This is a genomic window from Pseudovibrio japonicus (assembly GCF_014651595.1).
GTDB lineage: Bacteria > Pseudomonadota > Alphaproteobacteria > Rhizobiales > Stappiaceae > Pseudovibrio > Pseudovibrio japonicus.
In genome coordinates, this window is the sequence record NZ_BMXE01000002.1 from 52,867 (window position 1) to 69,489 (window position 16,623).

Genomic DNA, 16,623 nt, shown 5'->3' on the forward strand with positions numbered 1-16,623 from the left:
AGAGCGCTGATAGCGGTTAGTTTAGGATTGCCTGCAGTTTTGCGAGGACCGCGTCGATCGAGGCACACTGAATGGAACAAGGGTTTTCCGGGCGCTTAATCATGGCAACCGGAAGACCCAGCTCTCGAGCAGCTCTGATCTTCCCGTAGGAGGCTGTTCCACCGCTGTTTTTGCTGATCACCCAATCCACATTCTGTTTCTTGAGAAGCTCATATTCTGCACGCCAATCTGCATTGGGCAGCCCCTCAATGTATTGTGCGTTAGGCATGGCAACCGCGTCAGTCGGAGCGTTCAAGGTGCGGATGATGAATGTGATGTCAGGTCGTTGCTTGAGTGGCGCGGCAACCTTCGTGCCCGCTGCAAAGAAGACCTTTGCTTTGGTTGGGATCAGTTCCAAAGCTGCTTCGACGCATTTAACCTGATGCCAGATGTCTCCTGAAGTCTTCTCCCATGGTGCTCGCTCAAAACCGAGCAATAGAGTTTCGGAACACTCTGTCGCTTCAACCGCATTGCGGGAGATTTGGGCGGCGTATGGGTGGGTGGCATCAACAACTGCGGCGATGCCTTGAGCTTGAAGATAGTCTGCAAGGCCATTTGGCCCGCCGAAGCCACCAACCCTCGTGTTCTCCCCCAGATCGGCAGGGTGCTTCGTCACTCCTGCAAGGGAGGCAATCACCTCGTATTCGCTCATAAGCGCGAGACGCTCAATCAGCTTTCTTGCCTCCCGCGTGCCAGCCAGCACTAGTATTTTATGGGGGACAGGCATTACCGCGGCTCCAGCTCGGCAGGTTCGTCAGCGGGAACATGAGCGAGTATCTGCCCCTGGCGGTCTGTCACCATGATCTCCACGCTCACCGGAGCACCGCGGAGGATTTTTAAGGCGGCGCGTTTTGCACCTTGTGCGATGAGCTCTCCTATATGAAGATTTTCAGCGGCTGCCCGCTGCGCAACGTAGGAGACCAGAGAGGCTTCTCTTGTTTCCTGCTGCAGCTCAGCTGATGCGCCAGCTTGCTGCAGCACGTCTGCGAGGGCAGCAAAGTCGACAGATGAGCGAGCTGAATGAAGATCCATGGCTCCTTGTGCAAGCTTTGTCAGCTTGGCAATGCCGCCGGAGATCGTCAGTTTGGGAACCGGATGGGCGCGCAGGTATTTAAGCAAACCTCCGGCAAAATCTCCCATGTCGATGTAGGCTTGCTCTGTCAAATCGGGATAGTAAGCGCGCAGTACATCTTCCGAGGTTGCGCCAGTCGCGGCTGCAACGTGGGTCAGCCCTGTAGCGCGTGCCACATCAACGCCGCGATGGATCGAAGCAATCCATGCAGCGCAGGAGAACGGGCGTACGATACCGGTTGTTCCGAGGACGGAGAGGCCGCCAACGATACCGAGGCGGGGGTTCATTGTTTTTTGTGCAAGCTCTTCGCCGTTTTCAATGGAAATTTCAACATCCAAAGCCAGAGATACGCCGTGGGCATCGGCAAGCTTTTGTAGTTCAGCTACCATCATCTTTCGGGGGACTGGGTTGATGGCTGGCTCACCAACGGGGATCGGTAGGCCCGGTTTGGTGACCGTGCCGACTCCGGAACCGGCAAGAAACCGAATCCCTTCGACCGAAGGATTTGATGTTACCTTTGCCTGAATGCGCGCACCGTGCGTTACATCGGGATCGTCGCCTGCATCTTTGATGATTACTGCAGTTGCTGCACTTTCCTCCAGATTTTCGAAGACAAGCGCGAAGGATGGCGCCTCACCGCGCGGGAGGGTGATGCTCACCGGATCAAGGAATTCGCCGGACAACAAAGCGGCATACGCTGCCTTTGCGGCGGCGGTGGCACAGGCTCCAGTCGTCCATCCTGTTCTTAGTTTTTTCTGCCCAGTTTCAGCCATCCGGGGACTATACAGATTTAGCGGGAGATACCAAGTAGAACACTTTGGACTTCCGATAGGATTCCCATTAAATTGCCTCGCAAAATCACGTAACCCACGAGAACCATTTGTTTGATCTCTCCCTCCCCGATTTCGATCTTCCGACGCTAGAAGCTGGCTGGGTCTGGCTGGCTGGCGCAGGTCCCGGTGATCCCGGCCTCCTGAGCCTGAATGCCTTGAACGGCCTCCGTCAAGCAGATGTCATTGTTTATGACGCGCTGGTGGATGAACGCATTTTGAAGTTTGCCAGAGATGATGCGGAAATCATCTACGCTGGCAAACGTGGCGGCAAGCCTTCTCCCAAGCAGTCAAGTATCTCCATCAAGCTGGTGGAGCTTGCCAAATCCGGCAAGCGCGTGCTGCGCCTTAAAGGAGGAGACCCGTTTGTTTTCGGGCGTGGGGGTGAGGAAGCTCTGTCGTTGGTAGATGCTGGTGTACCGTTCCGCATTATTCCCGGTATCACAGCGGGCGTTGGTGGATTGGCTTATGCGGGCATTCCTTCAACGCACCGCGGGATTAATCAAGCGGTTACGTTCCTGACAGGTCATGACCAGAATGGGGTTGCGCCGGACCAGCTTGACTGGGATGCTCTTGCTAAAGGCTCCCCTGTGATCGTGATGTATATGGCTATGAAGCATATCTCGCTGATCACACAGAAGCTGATGAATGGTGGTCGCAGCGGATCAGAACCTGTCGCTGTGATCTGTAATGCAACGCAGCAGAACCAGCATGTTTTAGAAACAACGCTTGGCTCCTGCGCTCAGGATATAGCCACGAGTGGTCTCAAGCCGCCTGCCATTGTTGTAGTTGGCCATGTTGTAAGCCTGCGGGAGCAGTTGAACTGGATTGAGCCAGCTCTTGCGCGCACATCGCAAGGCACTAAACTGGAAGAGGGATCTGACTAATGACCGTTGCGAAGGGGTTCGTAATTGCAGCACCATCTTCAGGATCGGGAAAAACCACGATCACCTTGGCGCTGCTGCGCGCTCTTCGCAATAGCGGACTTCGGATTGCCTCTGGCAAGTCGGGGCCTGATTACATTGATCCTGCCTTCCATAGTGCTGCCTCCGGGCATCCATGCCTCAATTATGATGCCTGGGCGATGTCACTGACTCAGCTTTCACTCAATGCAACGGAGCAGGAAAAACACACGGACGTTGTGATCATTGAAGGCGCGATGGGCCTGTTTGATGGCGCGGCAGATGGGTCTGGTTCTGTTGCTGAGCTGGCGGTTCATCTGGGCTTACCTGTTATTCTGGTGGTGGATTGCAAGTCTCAGGCGCAATCGGTCGCGGCGCTTGTGCATGGCTTTCTGACCTTTCATCCGCATTGCCATATCACCGGTGTCATCCTCAATCGCGTTGGGTCTGCGCGTCATGAGCGCATATTGCGGCTCGCGCTGGAGCCGCTTGGCGTGATTGTTCTGGGGGCATTTTACCGTTCAAAACAACTGGAGTTGCCAGAGCGCCATCTTGGGCTTGTTCAAGCCAGCGAACGGGCCGATCTGGAAGAATTCTTGAATGCTGCCGGAGACGTCGCGCGCGATAGTGTCGATATTCCCGCGCTAATGCGGCTTGCTAAGGTGCTTGCAATTCCTGCCCGAGAAAACAAAGAGCTGACGGGCGTTGCGCACTTGCCTCCTCTTGGACAACATATTGCAATTGCTAAGGATATCGCCTTTGCGTTTTGCTATGAGCACCTTTTGAGTGACTGGCGACGGCAAGGCGTGACGCTTTCGTTCTTCTCTCCGCTCGGTGATGAGACCCCTTCTCCCGAGGCTGATGCGATCTTCCTGAGTGGTGGGTATCCGGAACTACATGCCGGGCAACTCTCTCAGGCTGACACTTTCAAGCGCGGGATCCGAGAGGCAGCGGGTGCAGGTAAGCTGATTTACGGTGAGTGCGGCGGCTATATGATGCTGGGAGACGGGCTGACTGACAAGGGCGGACAGTCCCACGAGATGCTTGGTCTGCTGCCGATTGAAACCAGTTTTGCAAAGCGAAAGTTGAAACTTGGCTACCGGAAACTGAAGGCAACCGAGGATGCAAAACAGTCAGGCTTCCCATGGCTTAACCCTCTGGGAGCCCATGAGTTCCATTATTCGACCCTGACTGTGAAATCAGAGGCGTCGTCACTGTTTGAGGCGCAGGATGCCGAGCATCACAAACTAGATCCTCTTGGCCACATCAATGGTCGTGTGATGGGATCATTTGCGCATGTGGTGGCAGAAAGAAGCGAAGAATGGTGGTCCGCTTCTTCCTGATTTGATCATTTATGCTGGCGCTTTGGTCTTCTTCTTTGGGCGAAGGACGTGTACGTGATTGGCGTCATAAAGAGCGCTGTCACGGAACTCCTTCCCTGCTTTCAGGGCTGGTCCTACAAAGATAAGAGCTGTTCTGGTGATCTTGGAGGCTTTCGCTTTTTCGCGGATATCTGCCAGTGTTCCATGAATGAACGCTTCATCCGGCCAACCAACGCGGTAGGCAACGATGACAGGACAGTCTTCCCCGTAGAGCGGTGCCAGTTTCCGGTAGATTTCGCCAAGGTTTCTGACACTCAGGTGAATTGCCAGCGTGGCACCGGAACGACCAAGTGTTTCCAGATCCTCACCTTCCGGCATACCCGAGGATTGCATGGAAGTGCGCGTGATGATGATACTCTGGGCGATCTCAGGGATGGTGAGTTCCGTTTTCAGTGCTGCAGCTGCTGCTGCAAACGCCGGCACGCCGGGGGTGACATCATAGTCGATGCCCAGTTCATCCAGACGACGCATTTGTTCTGCGGTGGCGCCGTAGATGGATGGGTCGCCGGAATGGACACGGGCGACATCCAGCCCCTTCTCATGGGCCTTTGCGATCTCGTCGATGATCTCCTCGAGTGTCATGGACGCCGTGTCCATGACCAAGGCATCATCAGGTGCGGCTTCCACGATGGCAGGTGGAACCAGTGAGCCCGCGTAGAGGCAGACTTTGCACGTTTCGATGAGCCTGAGTGCCCGGACGGTAATCAGCTCGGGATCACCTGGGCCTGCTCCAATGAAATGAACCGTCATACTGCTGTCTCCGTTTCTTTCTCTGGTGCATCGATCCTTTTTGCGTAGCCGCGCGGTGTATACACAAAGTGCAAGGACTGGCCATTGCCGCCCAGACGGCTTTGACTGCAGCCCACAATCACCGTGGTCAGCATGTCGACATCATCGACTTTCAGATCCTTGAGTGTGGTTGTGGTGATAACCTCGTTGTCGCGCCCGATGTTTGAGCCGAGGATAACAGGGGTCTCTTCCGGACGGTGCTCTAGCAGTTTCTCGCGGGCCCATACCAGTTGGGTGCGGCGGCGTTTGGAAACTGGGTTGTAGAAGCCAATCACAAAGTCACCAATTGCTGCACCTTCCAAACGTTGCTGGATCGTTTCCCACGGTGTGAGAAGGTCAGAGAGCGAGATTGCGCAAAAGTCGTGGCCCAGAGGAGCGCCTATACGGTTGCTGAGGGCGATCATGGCGGAGATGCCCGGTGCTGACGCGACTTCAACACGACGGGCTGCGTCGCTGACGCCGCCGTTGTCCTCTGAGCGGTCCAGCAATTCAAAGACCAGTGCGCCCATGGCGTAGACGCCGGAGTCTCCTGAACAGACGAGTGCTACATTATGGCCCTGCCCTGCTCTTTCGAGTGCAAAGCGGACGCGCTCTTCTTCTGCTCCCAGTGGGAAGGCGTGGCGTTGCTTGCCTCTTATGAGGGAAGACACAAGGTCGAGATAGAGACCGTAGCCGACAACCTCATCTGCCTCTGCCAACCAGCTGGAGGCTTCCGGTGTGCGCCAGGCGTCTTGCCCTGGACCGATGCCGATCACGTGCAAGCGGCCCCTGCTGCGGCCTATCTTTCCATGATCGACCGGTGCGGAGGCTTTGGCGATTGCGACCGTGGCATTTGCAGTTTTCTGTTTAGGCAGGACCAACTCACCTGACGAACCAGTCGCGGCCAACGCAGAGCCCTCACTCACGCCATGGCACCCGACTTCTGCGAAGACCACATCAGACGGGTTTTGCAGCCGTTCTTTTTGTTCGTTCAGCTCATCAGCGGTGAAAAGGCGGAAAGGTTTGTTGTGGCGGGCGGCAAGTTTGTTCATTGCCACCTCGTCCGCCTTCAGGTCGATGCTGGCGAATGCTGCGACGGCGCCGATTGAGATGTTCGCCTGCTCAAGGCTTTGTTTCAGAAGGTCATCCAGCTCTTCAAGGGAGCAGCCGCGTGAACACCCAAGGCCGACCACGTGGGTTTGCGGGTGAAAGACGAGCTTTCCTGCGTGGCCCTCGTGGGGCTGTTCTGTTGCGACGATATGCAAGTTCGCCTCATCAGCAAACGGCAGGGTTGCGGCTTCCAGCCAGTCAGCCTCACCATGAAGCTTTACGGCCTCTCCTGCGAGCATATCGGCCATCACAGACTTAGCGTCTGACGGATTGGCGAGCGTCCAGCCCTCTGGCGGGTCATCAAGCGCGACGCCAAAGGCAGTGTCGCCGGCGGTTGTGATAGCTGCATGTCCGTTTAGCGTCCCTGCAATCATCTGCGCCAGAGCATTGGCGCCACGATGGCCACCCAGCAAAGGCACAACGCTTGAACCGTCTTCAGAAACCGCGATAACTGGCGGCTCATTCCGCTTTTCGCCCAAGACGGGTGCCAGCGCGCGAATGAGAATTCCGGCAGCACAGATTCCGATGATCGGGGTTCCGGATTGGAACAGGGAGCGAAGGTGCTCCACTGGCTCAGAGAAGGAAAGGTTATAGTCGACATTCGGCTTTGAGCCGGGTCGTGCGAAGCCATGGATCAGGCTTTCATCCAATACAGTTGAGAGCTTTTGGGCTGTCTTCAAAGCGACCGGGCTGATCACAACGATTGCGGGTGCAACGTCCATGCCTCATCTCCCTTATATACGATTATCATTGAAAAGTAGGGTGCCGTTTCATTTGGATAGTCAACCAGCGGGGTCACCACCATTTCCGGCAGGGTCGCGCGTTCGACATATCCGGCAGCACCGAGTAATCCGAGTTTTTCCAGCAGGGTTTTCACGCGGGGCAGATGGCGCCCCACCTTCATGATGACAAAGGCATCAGACTGCTCGATCCGGTGTTGAAGCTGCTCATCCTCCAGCGGACCGGGGATGATCGTCAGCACGTCATTGCGCGCTGCCAAGGGTCTGCCCAGAGCAGCGGCGCAGGCGTTAATCGAGGAAACTCCCGGAACGATCTCACAGTTAAAGTCAAAACGCAGGCGCTCATAAAGGTACATGAACGAGCCATAGAGAAATGGGTCGCCTTCACACAGAACGACGACATCCTCTCCGGTTTGCAGCTTCCTCGAGATTGTCTCTGCTGCCTGATCGTAGATTTCCTTTGCCGGGAAGCGCTCGACTTTCATTGGCATTTCAATGGGAATTTCTGTTGTTCCCTCTTGGATATACTGCGATGCGATTTGCCGGGCGAAGCTGGGCACACCCACGGCTGCGGGATATGCGATTGTTTTGGCGGAACAAATGAGCCGGTGCGCTTTTATGGTTAAAAGCTCAGGATCTCCTGGTCCAAGACCAACGCCATAAAGCGTACCTGTCATGATTTTACCAAGCTCCATTGTGTTACCGGCATCATTGGGCGCCAGCCTGTAAGACCTCCGATTGGGTCTGCTCTGGAGATTGCGAGGCGGCTTAGTTCGCCGCCGTATTTCTTCCAGCCTTGTGCCAGCACCTGTTCTCCTTCCAGCGTAACCGCGTTGGCAACCAGACGACCGCCGGATGGCAGTGCCTCAAAGCAGGTTTTGATTATGTCTGTAGACGTGAGTCCGCCGCCAACAAAGATCGCATCTGGCTGGGGCAAGTCATCGAGTGCTTCTGGCGCTTTGCCTTCAACCAGTTGAAGCTGTGGCGTGCCAAGAGCTGCTGCATTACCTCGAATGAACGCGTGCCGTTTTTCTAGCGGTTCAATGGCGATTGTTCTGGTGTTCATGGCCGCGCGCAGCCATTCGATACCAATGGAACCACTGCCTGCGCCGATGTCCCAGAGGAGCTGCCCCGGAATGGGGGCAAGTTTGGCGAGCGTGACGGCCCGCACTTCCTGCTTCGTCATTTTGCCATCATGGCGGAACGCAGAATCCGGCAGGCCGGGTGTGCGGGACAGAACCGGCGTGTTCGGGATCGGTTTGGCTTCAATTGCGACAGTGTTCAGTTCAGCTGCTTCACCGGTAAACTCTTCTGCTTCACAGACGGTTACTTTTTCCTGCGGGCCACCAAGATGCTCCAGCACAGTCAATAGGCTTGCGCCGTAACCTTCATCTGCAAGAAGGTCAGCGATTTCGCCGGGTGCCGCTCCGTTGGAGGTGAGCGCGATGATGCGGGCACCGGGATAAAGGAAACCGCGCAGGGTATCCAGCGGGCGTCCGTGCAGGCTGATTGTTTCAACATGCTGCAACGGCCAGCCCAAACGGCTTGCGGCTAAGGAGAACGCGGAGAGATGGGGTATGACCTCGATCTCGTGAGCGCTGAACTGGCGGTGGAGTGTTGCTCCGATACCAAACCACTGCGGGTCACCTGTTGCCAGAACGACCGTGTTCTGGCCTCGGTTTGCGGCAAGCTCTTCAATGCCCTTTGAAAAGGGAGAGGGCCACGCTTTCATTTCACAGTCTGCGCTAACCGAGCCGCCTTGCAAAAGCTCCAGATGCCGGGCTCCGCCGTAGATACGCAAAGCAGCTTGCAACGCTGATCGGGCGGCTTGGGACAGGCCATCAACACCATCATCGCCAATGCCAAGAATTGTTAGCCAAGGTTGGGTTTGGGTGCTCATTTTGATTCCCCCTGACCCTTTTCTTCTGGCAGGCCTGCTGCCATGGCGTTGACTGCCGCCGCTGCAATTGCAGAACCGCCCCGGCGTCCCAGAAGAGTTAGAAATGGTATTCCGAGCGTGTTTTCCGCCAGCGCCTGCTTGGATTCTGCTGCACCGACGAAGCCGACGGGGAAACCAAGGATGGCAGCGGGCTTAGGAGCACCGTTTGCGACCATCTCCAGAAGGTGGAACAGCGCGGTTGGTGCATTGCCGACAGCGACCACGGCACCTTCCAGATGCGGCTTCCAGAGTTCAACGGCTGCAGCTGATCTGGTTGTGCCAAGCTGCTTCGCAAGCTCGGGCACCTGCGGCTGGTTCAACGTGCAGATGACCTGATTTTCCGCTGGCAGGTATTTACGGATGATGCCATGGGCAACCATTTCCACGTCGGTGAGGACCGGCGCGCCACTACGTAGGGCTTCGCCTGCTTTTGCGACAGCATCTTCCGAATATGCCAAATCCTGCGGAATGTCGGTCATCCCACAGGAATGGATCAGGCGGATTGCTACGGGCCGCAGGGTCTCCGGCAGGCTTTCAAGATCAGCCTCGTTCCGTACGATCGAAAAGGACTGCCGATAAATTTCGGCAGGGTCCTTAATATACTCGTAGGATGCCAGAACCTTTTCGTTCATGTTCCGGCCCATTCTCAGGCGCTATCCTTCAGCATGGACTTAGGCCCAAGCGGATGGCCTGCATGCGGATATGGGTGATGATGATGGTCATGGCCGTGGTCATCGCCATCATGATGGTGGTGGTGATGGCCGTGGCCGTGACTGTGGTCATGGGAGTGACCGTGCGAATGATCGTGGGCGTCTGCGCCTTTGTTGTCGCATTCCCCAGTACAGGTGACGTCACACAGCTTGCACTCGGCTTCATCGCCCAAGCCTTCCACGTGGTGGTGGTGGCTCTCCTGAGGCAGGCCAATCTCGGCCTCAAACCCAAGAACCTGCTCTCTGTATTTGCAGAGCTGGCAGTTCATGTTGTTCGAGCCTTCGAGGATCTCTGTGACACGCTCTTTCATGGTGTCGATGACCTTTGGATGGTCGTTGAGATAGCCTGCTTTGATAAACTCGATATCCGGATGGCGGGCGGCAACTTCATCGGTGAAGTTGTAGATGCGCTGAACCAGAACGCCGGTAAACAGGAAGTACGGGAACACGATGATGCGCTTGTAGCCAAGCTTTACCGCATGCTCCAGACCCGGTTCCACGAGCGGGAATGTTACGCCCGAGTAGCAGGTTTCGGCCCAGCCGAAGCCGAAGCCTTCCCATAGCATCCTGGTGATCTTGGCGACGTTGGAATTTGCATCCGGGTCTGACGCACCGCGGCCCACGACCATGAGCAGGGTTTCTTCCGGTTTGACATCACCGCCAGCGGCATCGATGGCTTCCTGAATGCGGGCGCCCGCGGCTTGCACCATGCGGGTGTCAACAGCAAGTTCGCGGCCGTATTCAATGGACACTTCAGGATGCTTGACCTGATAGGTGTTCAGAACGGACGGTATATCGTTCTTCGCATGACCTGCGGCAAACAGCATTCCCGGTACGGCGAGAATACGTGTGCAGCCTTGTTCGCGCAGGTTATCCAGACCGGAGTGGATGACCGGGTTTGCGAATTCAAGGTAGCCGTAGTCGACTGGCAGGTCCGGGAACCGCTTACGCATGCCTTCTGCAAGGCGGGCAAATTCGCCAACCGCACCTTTGTTTCGGCTGCCGTGACCACAGATCATAACGCCGAGTTTTTCTTCTGTTTTTTTTGTCATTATGCTGGCTCTGCTTCTGCGTTTCCTGGGGCCGGAGTACCATCACTCTCGGCGCTTTCCGGTGTATTTTCTTCAGCAGTTTGGGATCGTTTTTTTGCTCTCGCGGCCAGGCCTGCGATAACTGCAGCACCGGCAACAGCAGCCACGCCAACCCAGTGGCTGTGGCCTGCCAGCTCACCCAGATGGCCGACATGTGCAAAGGCGGCGGATGAGGAAAGACCCATCACGCCAGCCAGAAGTACTGGCTTCAAAAAATAAGACATATTCTATCTCCAACATGCAGCTATACCCCTTGCCAAGGACAAAGGAGGGACATTCGCTGTCATTTAAGGAGACGTCGCAAAGACAATAGATGGACCAACGAAATAGAACATCGGCCACGGGCCAGAGGCACGCGGCTTCACACATTATTTCGTCAGACAGCTTCGATTCTGGTCCCCGATGTGGGTCAACCGCCCCCGAAATCCATTTCAGTCCGTCACGGGACGCCGTCCATAGTTCTACGCTGTGCAAGCTAGTTGGCACCTTGGGAGATAGCAAGACGATAATTTGCGCAATTGGTCGATAACATAGGTTTTCTTAGGTGGAAAAAAGGAGAGTTTGATCGAATTGTTTGACTTAGACGTCCATCTGTCATTGCTATTGTAGTTGGGCCTCAGCCTGTATCAGAGGTCGTTTTGTGGAGAATGCGTTATGAAGAAAGAGCTTGTGCTCACCGTCGTTGCCGATGACCGTCCGGGTCTGGTTGGTGATATCTCCAAGGTTGTTGCTGATCACAAAGCAAACTGGATAGACAGTTCCCTCTCCCGTCTGGGCGGTCAGTTCGCAGGGATTGTTCGTGTGCACGTTGAAACTGAACGCGCCGAAGACCTTTCGACAGCTCTCACCAAACTTGATTCCATCGGGCTGACGATTGGTATTCATGAGCTCGACACAGGTGAAGCTCCTGCCGGGGCTTTTGCCCTTCTCCATATACTTGGACAAGACCAACCGGGTATGATCTCTCGCGTTTCAAGCGTGCTGGCTGATCTTCATGTGAGTATTGAGACGCTGGAATCGCTGGTTGAGCCGGGTTCGATGAGTGGTGATCTGATGTTCCGTGCCAATGCCCGTATAGTTATTCCGCCACATATGTCACCGGCAGACGTCTCTGAGGCTCTGGAAGCAATTGCTACCGATCTGATGATTGATGTTGAACTCACTGATGCAGCAATCGCCGAAGACTGATCGCATAGACGCATCATATTGTTCTCAGATCTATCCCGGGTAATTCGGTATTTTCCCTCGCTCCCTTTAGGGATCTACGCTAGTTATGGCTGTTGGGAACAATTCTCGGGGGAGATCTGATGCAAGAAACTGTTCGGAAGATTACAGCGCTTCGCGGCCATGTATTCCAGTTTAGCGGCGATCCGTTCTGTGATCATCCGGCAGAGGCTCTGACAGACTGGCCTGACGGGCTGGTCGTCACAGAAGATGGCAAAATCACCGCAGTAGGGGATGCGAGCGAGCTGCTGGCAACGTTGCCGGAGGACGCGGTTATCCATGACCATCGCGGCAAGTTTATTCTTCCGGGCTTTGTTGACTGCCACGTCCACTACCCTCAGACAGAGGTCATCGCCTCTTACGGCGCCCAGCTTATTGAATGGCTGAATACCTACACCTTCCCGGCAGAAGCCAAGTTTGGCGACATTGACTATGCGCGCCGTGCTGCGGATGTTTATTTGCAGCAGAGCTTTGCCAATGGCATTACCAGCGCCTCGGTCTATTGCACTATCCATCCGCAATCAGTTGATGCTTTGTTTGAGCAGGCGTCCCGCTACAATATGCGGATTGCCGCTGGTAAAGTGATGATGGATCGCAATGCGCCAGCCAACCTGCTGGATACGCCGCAAACCGGATACGACCAGTCCAAAGCGCTGCTGGAGAAGTGGCATGGGAATGGCCGTGCGCTTTACTCTATCACTCCGCGCTTTGCGCCCACCTCTACGCCGGAGCAATTAGAGGCAGCGGGTGCGCTTTGGAAAGAGCACCCTGAGGCCTTGCTGCAGACGCATACTTCTGAGAACCGACAGGAGCTGGAGTGGGTGGCAGACCTTTATCCTGAGCATCCTGATTATGTGGGTGTCTATGAGCACTACGGGTTACTGGGAGAAGGCTGCGTACTGGGACACGGCATCTACCTGAATGACCGCGAAAAAGAGCTTTTGCACGAGACAGGGACGTCCATTGCACACTGCCCGACGTCGAACACTTTTATCGGGTCTGGACTGTTTGATGTGAGGGGGGCGCATTTTACGCATCAGCCGGTCCGGGTCGGGTTGGCGACAGATGTGGGGGGCGGCTCGAGTTTTTCTATGTTGACCACCATGCGCACCGCCTATGAGGTGGCACAATTACAGGGCTACTCGCTACATCCGGTTCAGGCGTTTTATCTGGCAACGGTCGGCTCAGCAAAATCGCTCTATCAGGAGGACCGGATCGGTAATATCAAGGTTGGTCTGGAGGCTGACTTTGCCATTCTTGATCCGCTCTCTACGCCGCTTATCCGGCATCGCATGGCGTATACCAATACGGTGATTGAGCAGTTGTTTATTCAGATGATCCTGGGGGATGATCGTGCGATTGCAGCAACGTATGTGGATGGCAAGCGGGTTTATTCGCAAGCAAGCTAAGCGGTTAAAAGGGCTGATTGCGAGGTCAGCCCTGACCTTCAGTTTCCTCTACAACCTCACCAGTTCCGAAATATAGATAGGAACACAAACAGCAAATCAGTGAGATCACAGCGGCGGAGCCAAACACAAATTCGTAGCTCATTGTGAAGATGAAGATTGAGCTGGAGATGGACATGCCGACCGTTCCACCCAGCATTTGCGAGGTGATCATCACACCACTCGCCTGCCCCTTTTTTGATGTCTCCACCGAGTCCAAAGCTGATTTCATTGCTGGCAGGAACAGCAGAGGCAGAGATGCTCCAAATGCAAGAAGTGCCGGAAACAGCAACCAGTAATTATCCGCTGAAATGAGGGCTGTAATCCAAAGCAATGAGCCGGACATGGTTAAGAGCCCCAACATATTGGGGACACGAACGCCAAATCTATCCGTGCAGAGCCCGCCGAGGCCTGCTGTCATTACATTCATCGTGACAGCAGCCATCAGTGCCAACCCCGCAATGAAAGGGGCAAAGCCGAGGGTCTGCTGAAAATATAATGCTCCAAAAATAAACATGACAATCTTGACGTATTGCGCCTGAAAGACCACGAACGCTGCCGATGTGAAGGAAGGTGCTTCGAACAAACTTACCTCGATCAGCGGCGCCCTTCTGCGCAGTTCATTCCAGATGAAGATTGCAAGGCCGCCTAGCCCGATCACAAAGGAGAGAACGACTTTTCGTGAAGTCCACCCCCAATCTGGCGCTTGCATGATAGCCAGAACGAAGAAGAACAGCCCGACGAGCAGAAAGGTGACACCCAGCCAATCGAACGAGTCCTTGGAGATATTCTCATCCTGCCCGTAAGCAACAGGTCCCCTTAATGGCGCAAAGGCAATCACCAAGCAGACAATCACGACAAAGGGCGGGTTGATCCAGAAAATCCAGTGCCACGAAAAATAGCTCGTGAGATAGCCGCTCACTAATGGTCCCAAGGACATGAAAACGGTCGCGGCCGAGCCGTAGATGCCGAGCGCAAATCCTCTGCCTTCCGGTGGGAATATTCGTGAAATGGCGACGACCGGGAGGGGGAACATGATTGCAGCACCGACACCCTGAACCACACGGGCAGCGATAAGGAAGCTTCCATTAGTGGCGAAGCCACAGGCAAGCGATGCCAGACCAAAGATGCTCATGCCTAAAATGATGAGGTAGTTGATGTTTACCCAATCTGCCAGCTTGCCGCCAAACGCGACCAAAGCTGCAAACATCAGCAGATAGGAGTTTACCACCCAATGGGATTGGGTGAGTGTCATACCAAACTCTTCGGTGATGGTGGGCAGAGCCAGGCTGACGACGGTTTCGTCAAGCAGCGCCAGACCGAGGATGAAACTCAGAGCTGCCAAAAACATCCATCGATGCATGGATGATGGAATATGTTCCTCATTTGTGGGATTTTGAGGTGGCTGCGCCATTGGATACTATCATCTCTTTGGCCAAAGCCATGAGGCTAGCCGATTTCAAGAGTTTCTAGCTATCACAGGGACATAAAAGCGCTTAAGAGCGCGCCTTGGTATTGGCTTAGCGGAGTGCTAAGGCCCGAGCGATACTTTTACGGATCGCCCGGGCCCCGGCTTCATTCAAATCAGCGCTTATTGGCCGAGAGCAACACCTTCGCGGCGTGGATCAACTCCACCTTGCAGACCGTCGTCAGTGATCACAATTCCATGAATGCCGGAGTTGAGATCGCGGATATTTGTTTTGTAACCTAACTCTTCCAGAGCAGGCTGCAGCAGTTCCGCTGCAGTCCCTTTCTCAAGGTCATAGGTGCCAAAGCGGTTGACCAGATGCGGCATGTCGATGGCGTCCTGAATGTTCATACCCCAGTCCAGATTGGCAACCAAAGTTGAGACCACGTAGCCGATGATGCGGCTACCGCCCGGAGATCCGACAACAACAAATGGTTTGTCGTCCTTCATGACGATTGTCGGAGCCATTGAAGAGCGTGGACGCTTGCCCGGCTCAACGCGGTTGGCAATCGGCACGCCCTCACGATGTGTGCGGAAGGAGAAGTCCGTCAGCTCGTTGTTGAGCAGGAAGCCGTTGGTCATCAGGCGAGAGCCGAAGCCGTTCTCAATGGTGGTTGTCATAGACACAGCATTGCCATCTGCATCGACAATCGAGAAGTGGCTGGTGGATGGAAGCTCGATGCTTTCATCATCGGCCAGCAACATGGCGTGATCCCATGTTGGATTGCCCGGTACTACCTGTTCTACAGTCAAGGCTTTGTCTGTATCCAGAAGCTTTGCGCGCTCTTGCAGGTAGGCTGGTGCAACAAGACCTTTGGTTGGCACTGGAACGTAATCACTATCCGCCATGTAACGACCGCGATCCGCAAATGCGAGACGGGACGCATCACCAATCAGGCGCCAGGCATTGGGGTCGCTTGCATCCATTGAAGGCAGGTCAAAGTTGTTCAACTGGCCGAGGATCTGGCCCACGGTGAGGGCACCGGAGGATGGTGGCCCCATGCCACAGACGTCGTAAGCGCGGTATTCTGCACAGACAGCCGGACGCTCTTTGATCTCGTAGTCTGCAAGATCATCGAGGGCCAAGATTCCCGGATTGCCCGGAGCGGATTGAACAGTCTCGACGATGGACTGCGCAATATCGCCAGAATAGAAGGCGTCAGCACCATTTTGCGAGATTGCGGTCAGTGTTGCAGCGTACTCAGGATTCTTGAGAAGATGCCCGACTGGCAGAGGCGTGCCTTCCGACAGGAAGTAGTCTCTGGTCGCTTCAAACCGTGAGAGGCGCTCCTGATCATTGGTGATCAGAGTGTGCAGACGTTCAGATACTTCAAAGCCATCTGTTGCCAACTTGATGGCCGGTGCAACCAGATCTTCCCATGGCAGTGAACCCAGTTCTGCATGTGTATCATAGAGCAGCTTGACTGTACCCGGCGTACCAACAGAACGACCGCCGACAACCGCATCATAGAACTTAAGCGGTTCGCCGTTTGCATCCTGGAACAGTAGCGGCGTTGCGGCTTCAGGAGCCGTTTCGCGGCCATCGTATGTGGTCAGTGCGCCCGCTTCAGCATCATAATACACGAGGAAGGCACCACCACCGATACCGGAGGACTGTGGTTCGACCAATCCCAAGACAAGCTGTACAGCAACCATTGCATCAATGGCGTTGCCGCCGGCTTTCAATACATCGTAACCCGCTTGCGATGCGTGAGGGTTTGCAGCAACCACCATAAACTTTTGTGCGGTTACCATTTGTTTGTCTGAGACGCCGCTTGCCATTTCCGGCGCGACACTGTCCGCAGCTTCCTGCGCCTGAACAGGCAGAGCAAGCCCCGCTGCCAACACGGCAGAGACCCATAGTTTTTTCATTATTTTCCCTCCTCAGGCGGGCAAATTCCCG

The 16,623-nt window shown here is 55.1% G+C and carries 15 protein-coding genes; 4 read left to right on the forward strand and 11 right to left on the reverse strand.

The features are described 5' to 3' along the window. Nucleotides 1-16: 16 nt before the first annotated feature. The gene (locus IE076_RS04960; protein WP_189435687.1) at nucleotides 17-766 is read right to left on the reverse strand and encodes a cobalt-precorrin-6A reductase; all 750 of its coding nucleotides are present in this window, start codon (nucleotides 764-766) and stop codon (nucleotides 17-19) included. Next, entirely contained in the window at nucleotides 766-1,884 is a 1,119-nt protein-coding gene (locus IE076_RS04965; RefSeq protein WP_189435688.1) for a cobalt-precorrin-5B (C(1))-methyltransferase, read from the reverse strand. Before IE076_RS04965 ends, IE076_RS04960 begins: the two co-directional genes overlap by 1 nt. 107 nt (nucleotides 1,885-1,991) lie before the next feature. Here IE076_RS04965 and cobA point away from each other — a divergent pair, with 107 nt between their 5' ends. Further along, nucleotides 1,992-2,828 (forward strand): uroporphyrinogen-III C-methyltransferase, encoded by an 837-nt coding sequence (cobA, locus tag IE076_RS04970; protein ID WP_189435689.1) that lies wholly within the window; start codon nucleotides 1,992-1,994, stop codon nucleotides 2,826-2,828. Beyond that, on the forward strand, nucleotides 2,828-4,186 hold the full coding sequence (locus tag IE076_RS04975; protein ID WP_189435690.1) for a cobyrinic acid a,c-diamide synthase CobB: 1,359 nt from the start codon (nucleotides 2,828-2,830) through the stop codon (nucleotides 4,184-4,186). The genes cobA and IE076_RS04975 overlap by 1 nt, the downstream gene beginning before the upstream one ends. Nucleotides 4,187-4,195: 9 nt before the next feature. Here the strand turns inward: IE076_RS04975 and cobM are convergent, their stop codons facing one another. From cobM to IE076_RS05010, 7 genes are read right to left on the reverse strand one after another with little or no spacing between them, the layout of a single operon-like run. After that, nucleotides 4,196-4,975 carry a precorrin-4 C(11)-methyltransferase gene (cobM, locus tag IE076_RS04980; RefSeq protein ID WP_189435691.1) on the reverse strand — a complete coding sequence of 260 codons (780 nt, stop codon included), beginning with the start codon at nucleotides 4,973-4,975 and terminating at the stop codon, nucleotides 4,196-4,198. Continuing rightward, nucleotides 4,972-6,825 (reverse strand): precorrin-3B C(17)-methyltransferase, encoded by a 1,854-nt coding sequence (cobJ, locus tag IE076_RS04985; protein WP_189435692.1) that lies wholly within the window; start codon nucleotides 6,823-6,825, stop codon nucleotides 4,972-4,974. Before cobJ ends, cobM begins: the two co-directional genes overlap by 4 nt. Continuing rightward, a complete protein-coding gene (gene cobI / locus IE076_RS04990; RefSeq protein ID WP_209008873.1) occupies nucleotides 6,798-7,520 on the reverse strand; it encodes a precorrin-2 C(20)-methyltransferase in 723 nt (240 codons plus the stop codon). Before cobI ends, cobJ begins: the two co-directional genes overlap by 28 nt. Continuing rightward, nucleotides 7,517-8,743, reverse strand: coding sequence for a precorrin-6y C5,15-methyltransferase (decarboxylating) subunit CbiE (gene cbiE, locus IE076_RS04995; RefSeq protein WP_189435694.1), 1,227 nt, complete (start codon nucleotides 8,741-8,743; stop codon nucleotides 7,517-7,519). The genes cobI and cbiE overlap by 4 nt, the downstream gene beginning before the upstream one ends. Then, entirely contained in the window at nucleotides 8,740-9,426 is a 687-nt protein-coding gene (locus tag IE076_RS05000; protein ID WP_189435695.1) for a precorrin-8X methylmutase, read from the reverse strand. Before IE076_RS05000 ends, cbiE begins: the two co-directional genes overlap by 4 nt. A gap of 2 nt (nucleotides 9,427-9,428) precedes the next feature. Continuing rightward, entirely contained in the window at nucleotides 9,429-10,544 is a 1,116-nt protein-coding gene (locus tag IE076_RS05005) for a sirohydrochlorin chelatase (RefSeq protein ID WP_189435696.1), read from the reverse strand. Continuing rightward, nucleotides 10,544-10,807 carry a DUF6732 family protein gene (locus tag IE076_RS05010; RefSeq protein ID WP_189435697.1) on the reverse strand — a complete coding sequence of 88 codons (264 nt, stop codon included), beginning with the start codon at nucleotides 10,805-10,807 and terminating at the stop codon, nucleotides 10,544-10,546. Before IE076_RS05010 ends, IE076_RS05005 begins: the two co-directional genes overlap by 1 nt. 430 nt (nucleotides 10,808-11,237) lie before the next feature. Between IE076_RS05010 and IE076_RS05015 the strand changes: the two genes are divergently transcribed. Both IE076_RS05015 and guaD read left to right on the forward strand, forming a co-directional pair. Beyond that, nucleotides 11,238-11,771 (forward strand): glycine cleavage system transcriptional repressor, encoded by a 534-nt coding sequence (locus IE076_RS05015; RefSeq protein ID WP_189435698.1) that lies wholly within the window; start codon nucleotides 11,238-11,240, stop codon nucleotides 11,769-11,771. 119 nt (nucleotides 11,772-11,890) lie between these two features. After that, nucleotides 11,891-13,216 (forward strand): guanine deaminase, encoded by a 1,326-nt coding sequence (gene guaD / locus IE076_RS05020; protein ID WP_189435699.1) that lies wholly within the window; start codon nucleotides 11,891-11,893, stop codon nucleotides 13,214-13,216. A gap of 25 nt (nucleotides 13,217-13,241) precedes the next feature. Here guaD and IE076_RS05025 read toward each other — a convergent pair whose 3' ends face one another. Both IE076_RS05025 and ggt read right to left on the reverse strand, forming a co-directional pair. Further along, nucleotides 13,242-14,666 carry an MFS transporter gene (locus IE076_RS05025; RefSeq protein ID WP_209008875.1) on the reverse strand — a complete coding sequence of 475 codons (1,425 nt, stop codon included), beginning with the start codon at nucleotides 14,664-14,666 and terminating at the stop codon, nucleotides 13,242-13,244. 177 nt (nucleotides 14,667-14,843) lie between these two features. Further along, nucleotides 14,844-16,592, reverse strand: coding sequence for a gamma-glutamyltransferase (ggt, locus tag IE076_RS05030; RefSeq protein WP_189435700.1), 1,749 nt, complete (start codon nucleotides 16,590-16,592; stop codon nucleotides 14,844-14,846). Between the last annotated feature and the right edge of the window lie 31 nt (nucleotides 16,593-16,623).

Bases quoted from the DNA above. Each gene is read 5' to 3' on its own strand.
- IE076_RS04960 (WP_189435687.1), bottom strand. From the start codon at position 766: ATGCCTGTCCCCCATAAAATACTAGTGCTGGCTGGCACGCGGGAGGCA.
- IE076_RS04965 (WP_189435688.1), bottom strand. From the start codon at position 1,884: ATGGCTGAAACTGGGCAGAAAAAACTAAGAACAGGATGGACGACTGGA.
- IE076_RS04975 (WP_189435690.1), top strand. From the start codon at position 2,828: ATGACCGTTGCGAAGGGGTTCGTAATTGCAGCACCATCTTCAGGATCG.
- cobM (WP_189435691.1), bottom strand. From the start codon at position 4,975: ATGACGGTTCATTTCATTGGAGCAGGCCCAGGTGATCCCGAGCTGATT.
- cobJ (WP_189435692.1), bottom strand. From the start codon at position 6,825: ATGGACGTTGCACCCGCAATCGTTGTGATCAGCCCGGTCGCTTTGAAG.
- cobI (WP_209008873.1), bottom strand. From the start codon at position 7,520: ATGACAGGTACGCTTTATGGCGTTGGTCTTGGACCAGGAGATCCTGAG.
- cbiE (WP_189435694.1), bottom strand. From the start codon at position 8,743: ATGAGCACCCAAACCCAACCTTGGCTAACAATTCTTGGCATTGGCGAT.
- IE076_RS05000 (WP_189435695.1), bottom strand. From the start codon at position 9,426: ATGGGCCGGAACATGAACGAAAAGGTTCTGGCATCCTACGAGTATATT.
- IE076_RS05005 (WP_189435696.1), bottom strand. From the start codon at position 10,544: ATGACAAAAAAAACAGAAGAAAAACTCGGCGTTATGATCTGTGGTCAC.
- IE076_RS05010 (WP_189435697.1), bottom strand. From the start codon at position 10,807: ATGTCTTATTTTTTGAAGCCAGTACTTCTGGCTGGCGTGATGGGTCTT.
- IE076_RS05015 (WP_189435698.1), top strand. From the start codon at position 11,238: ATGAAGAAAGAGCTTGTGCTCACCGTCGTTGCCGATGACCGTCCGGGT.
- guaD (WP_189435699.1), top strand. From the start codon at position 11,891: ATGCAAGAAACTGTTCGGAAGATTACAGCGCTTCGCGGCCATGTATTC.
- IE076_RS05025 (WP_209008875.1), bottom strand. From the start codon at position 14,666: ATGGCGCAGCCACCTCAAAATCCCACAAATGAGGAACATATTCCATCA.
- ggt (WP_189435700.1), bottom strand. From the start codon at position 16,592: ATGAAAAAACTATGGGTCTCTGCCGTGTTGGCAGCGGGGCTTGCTCTG.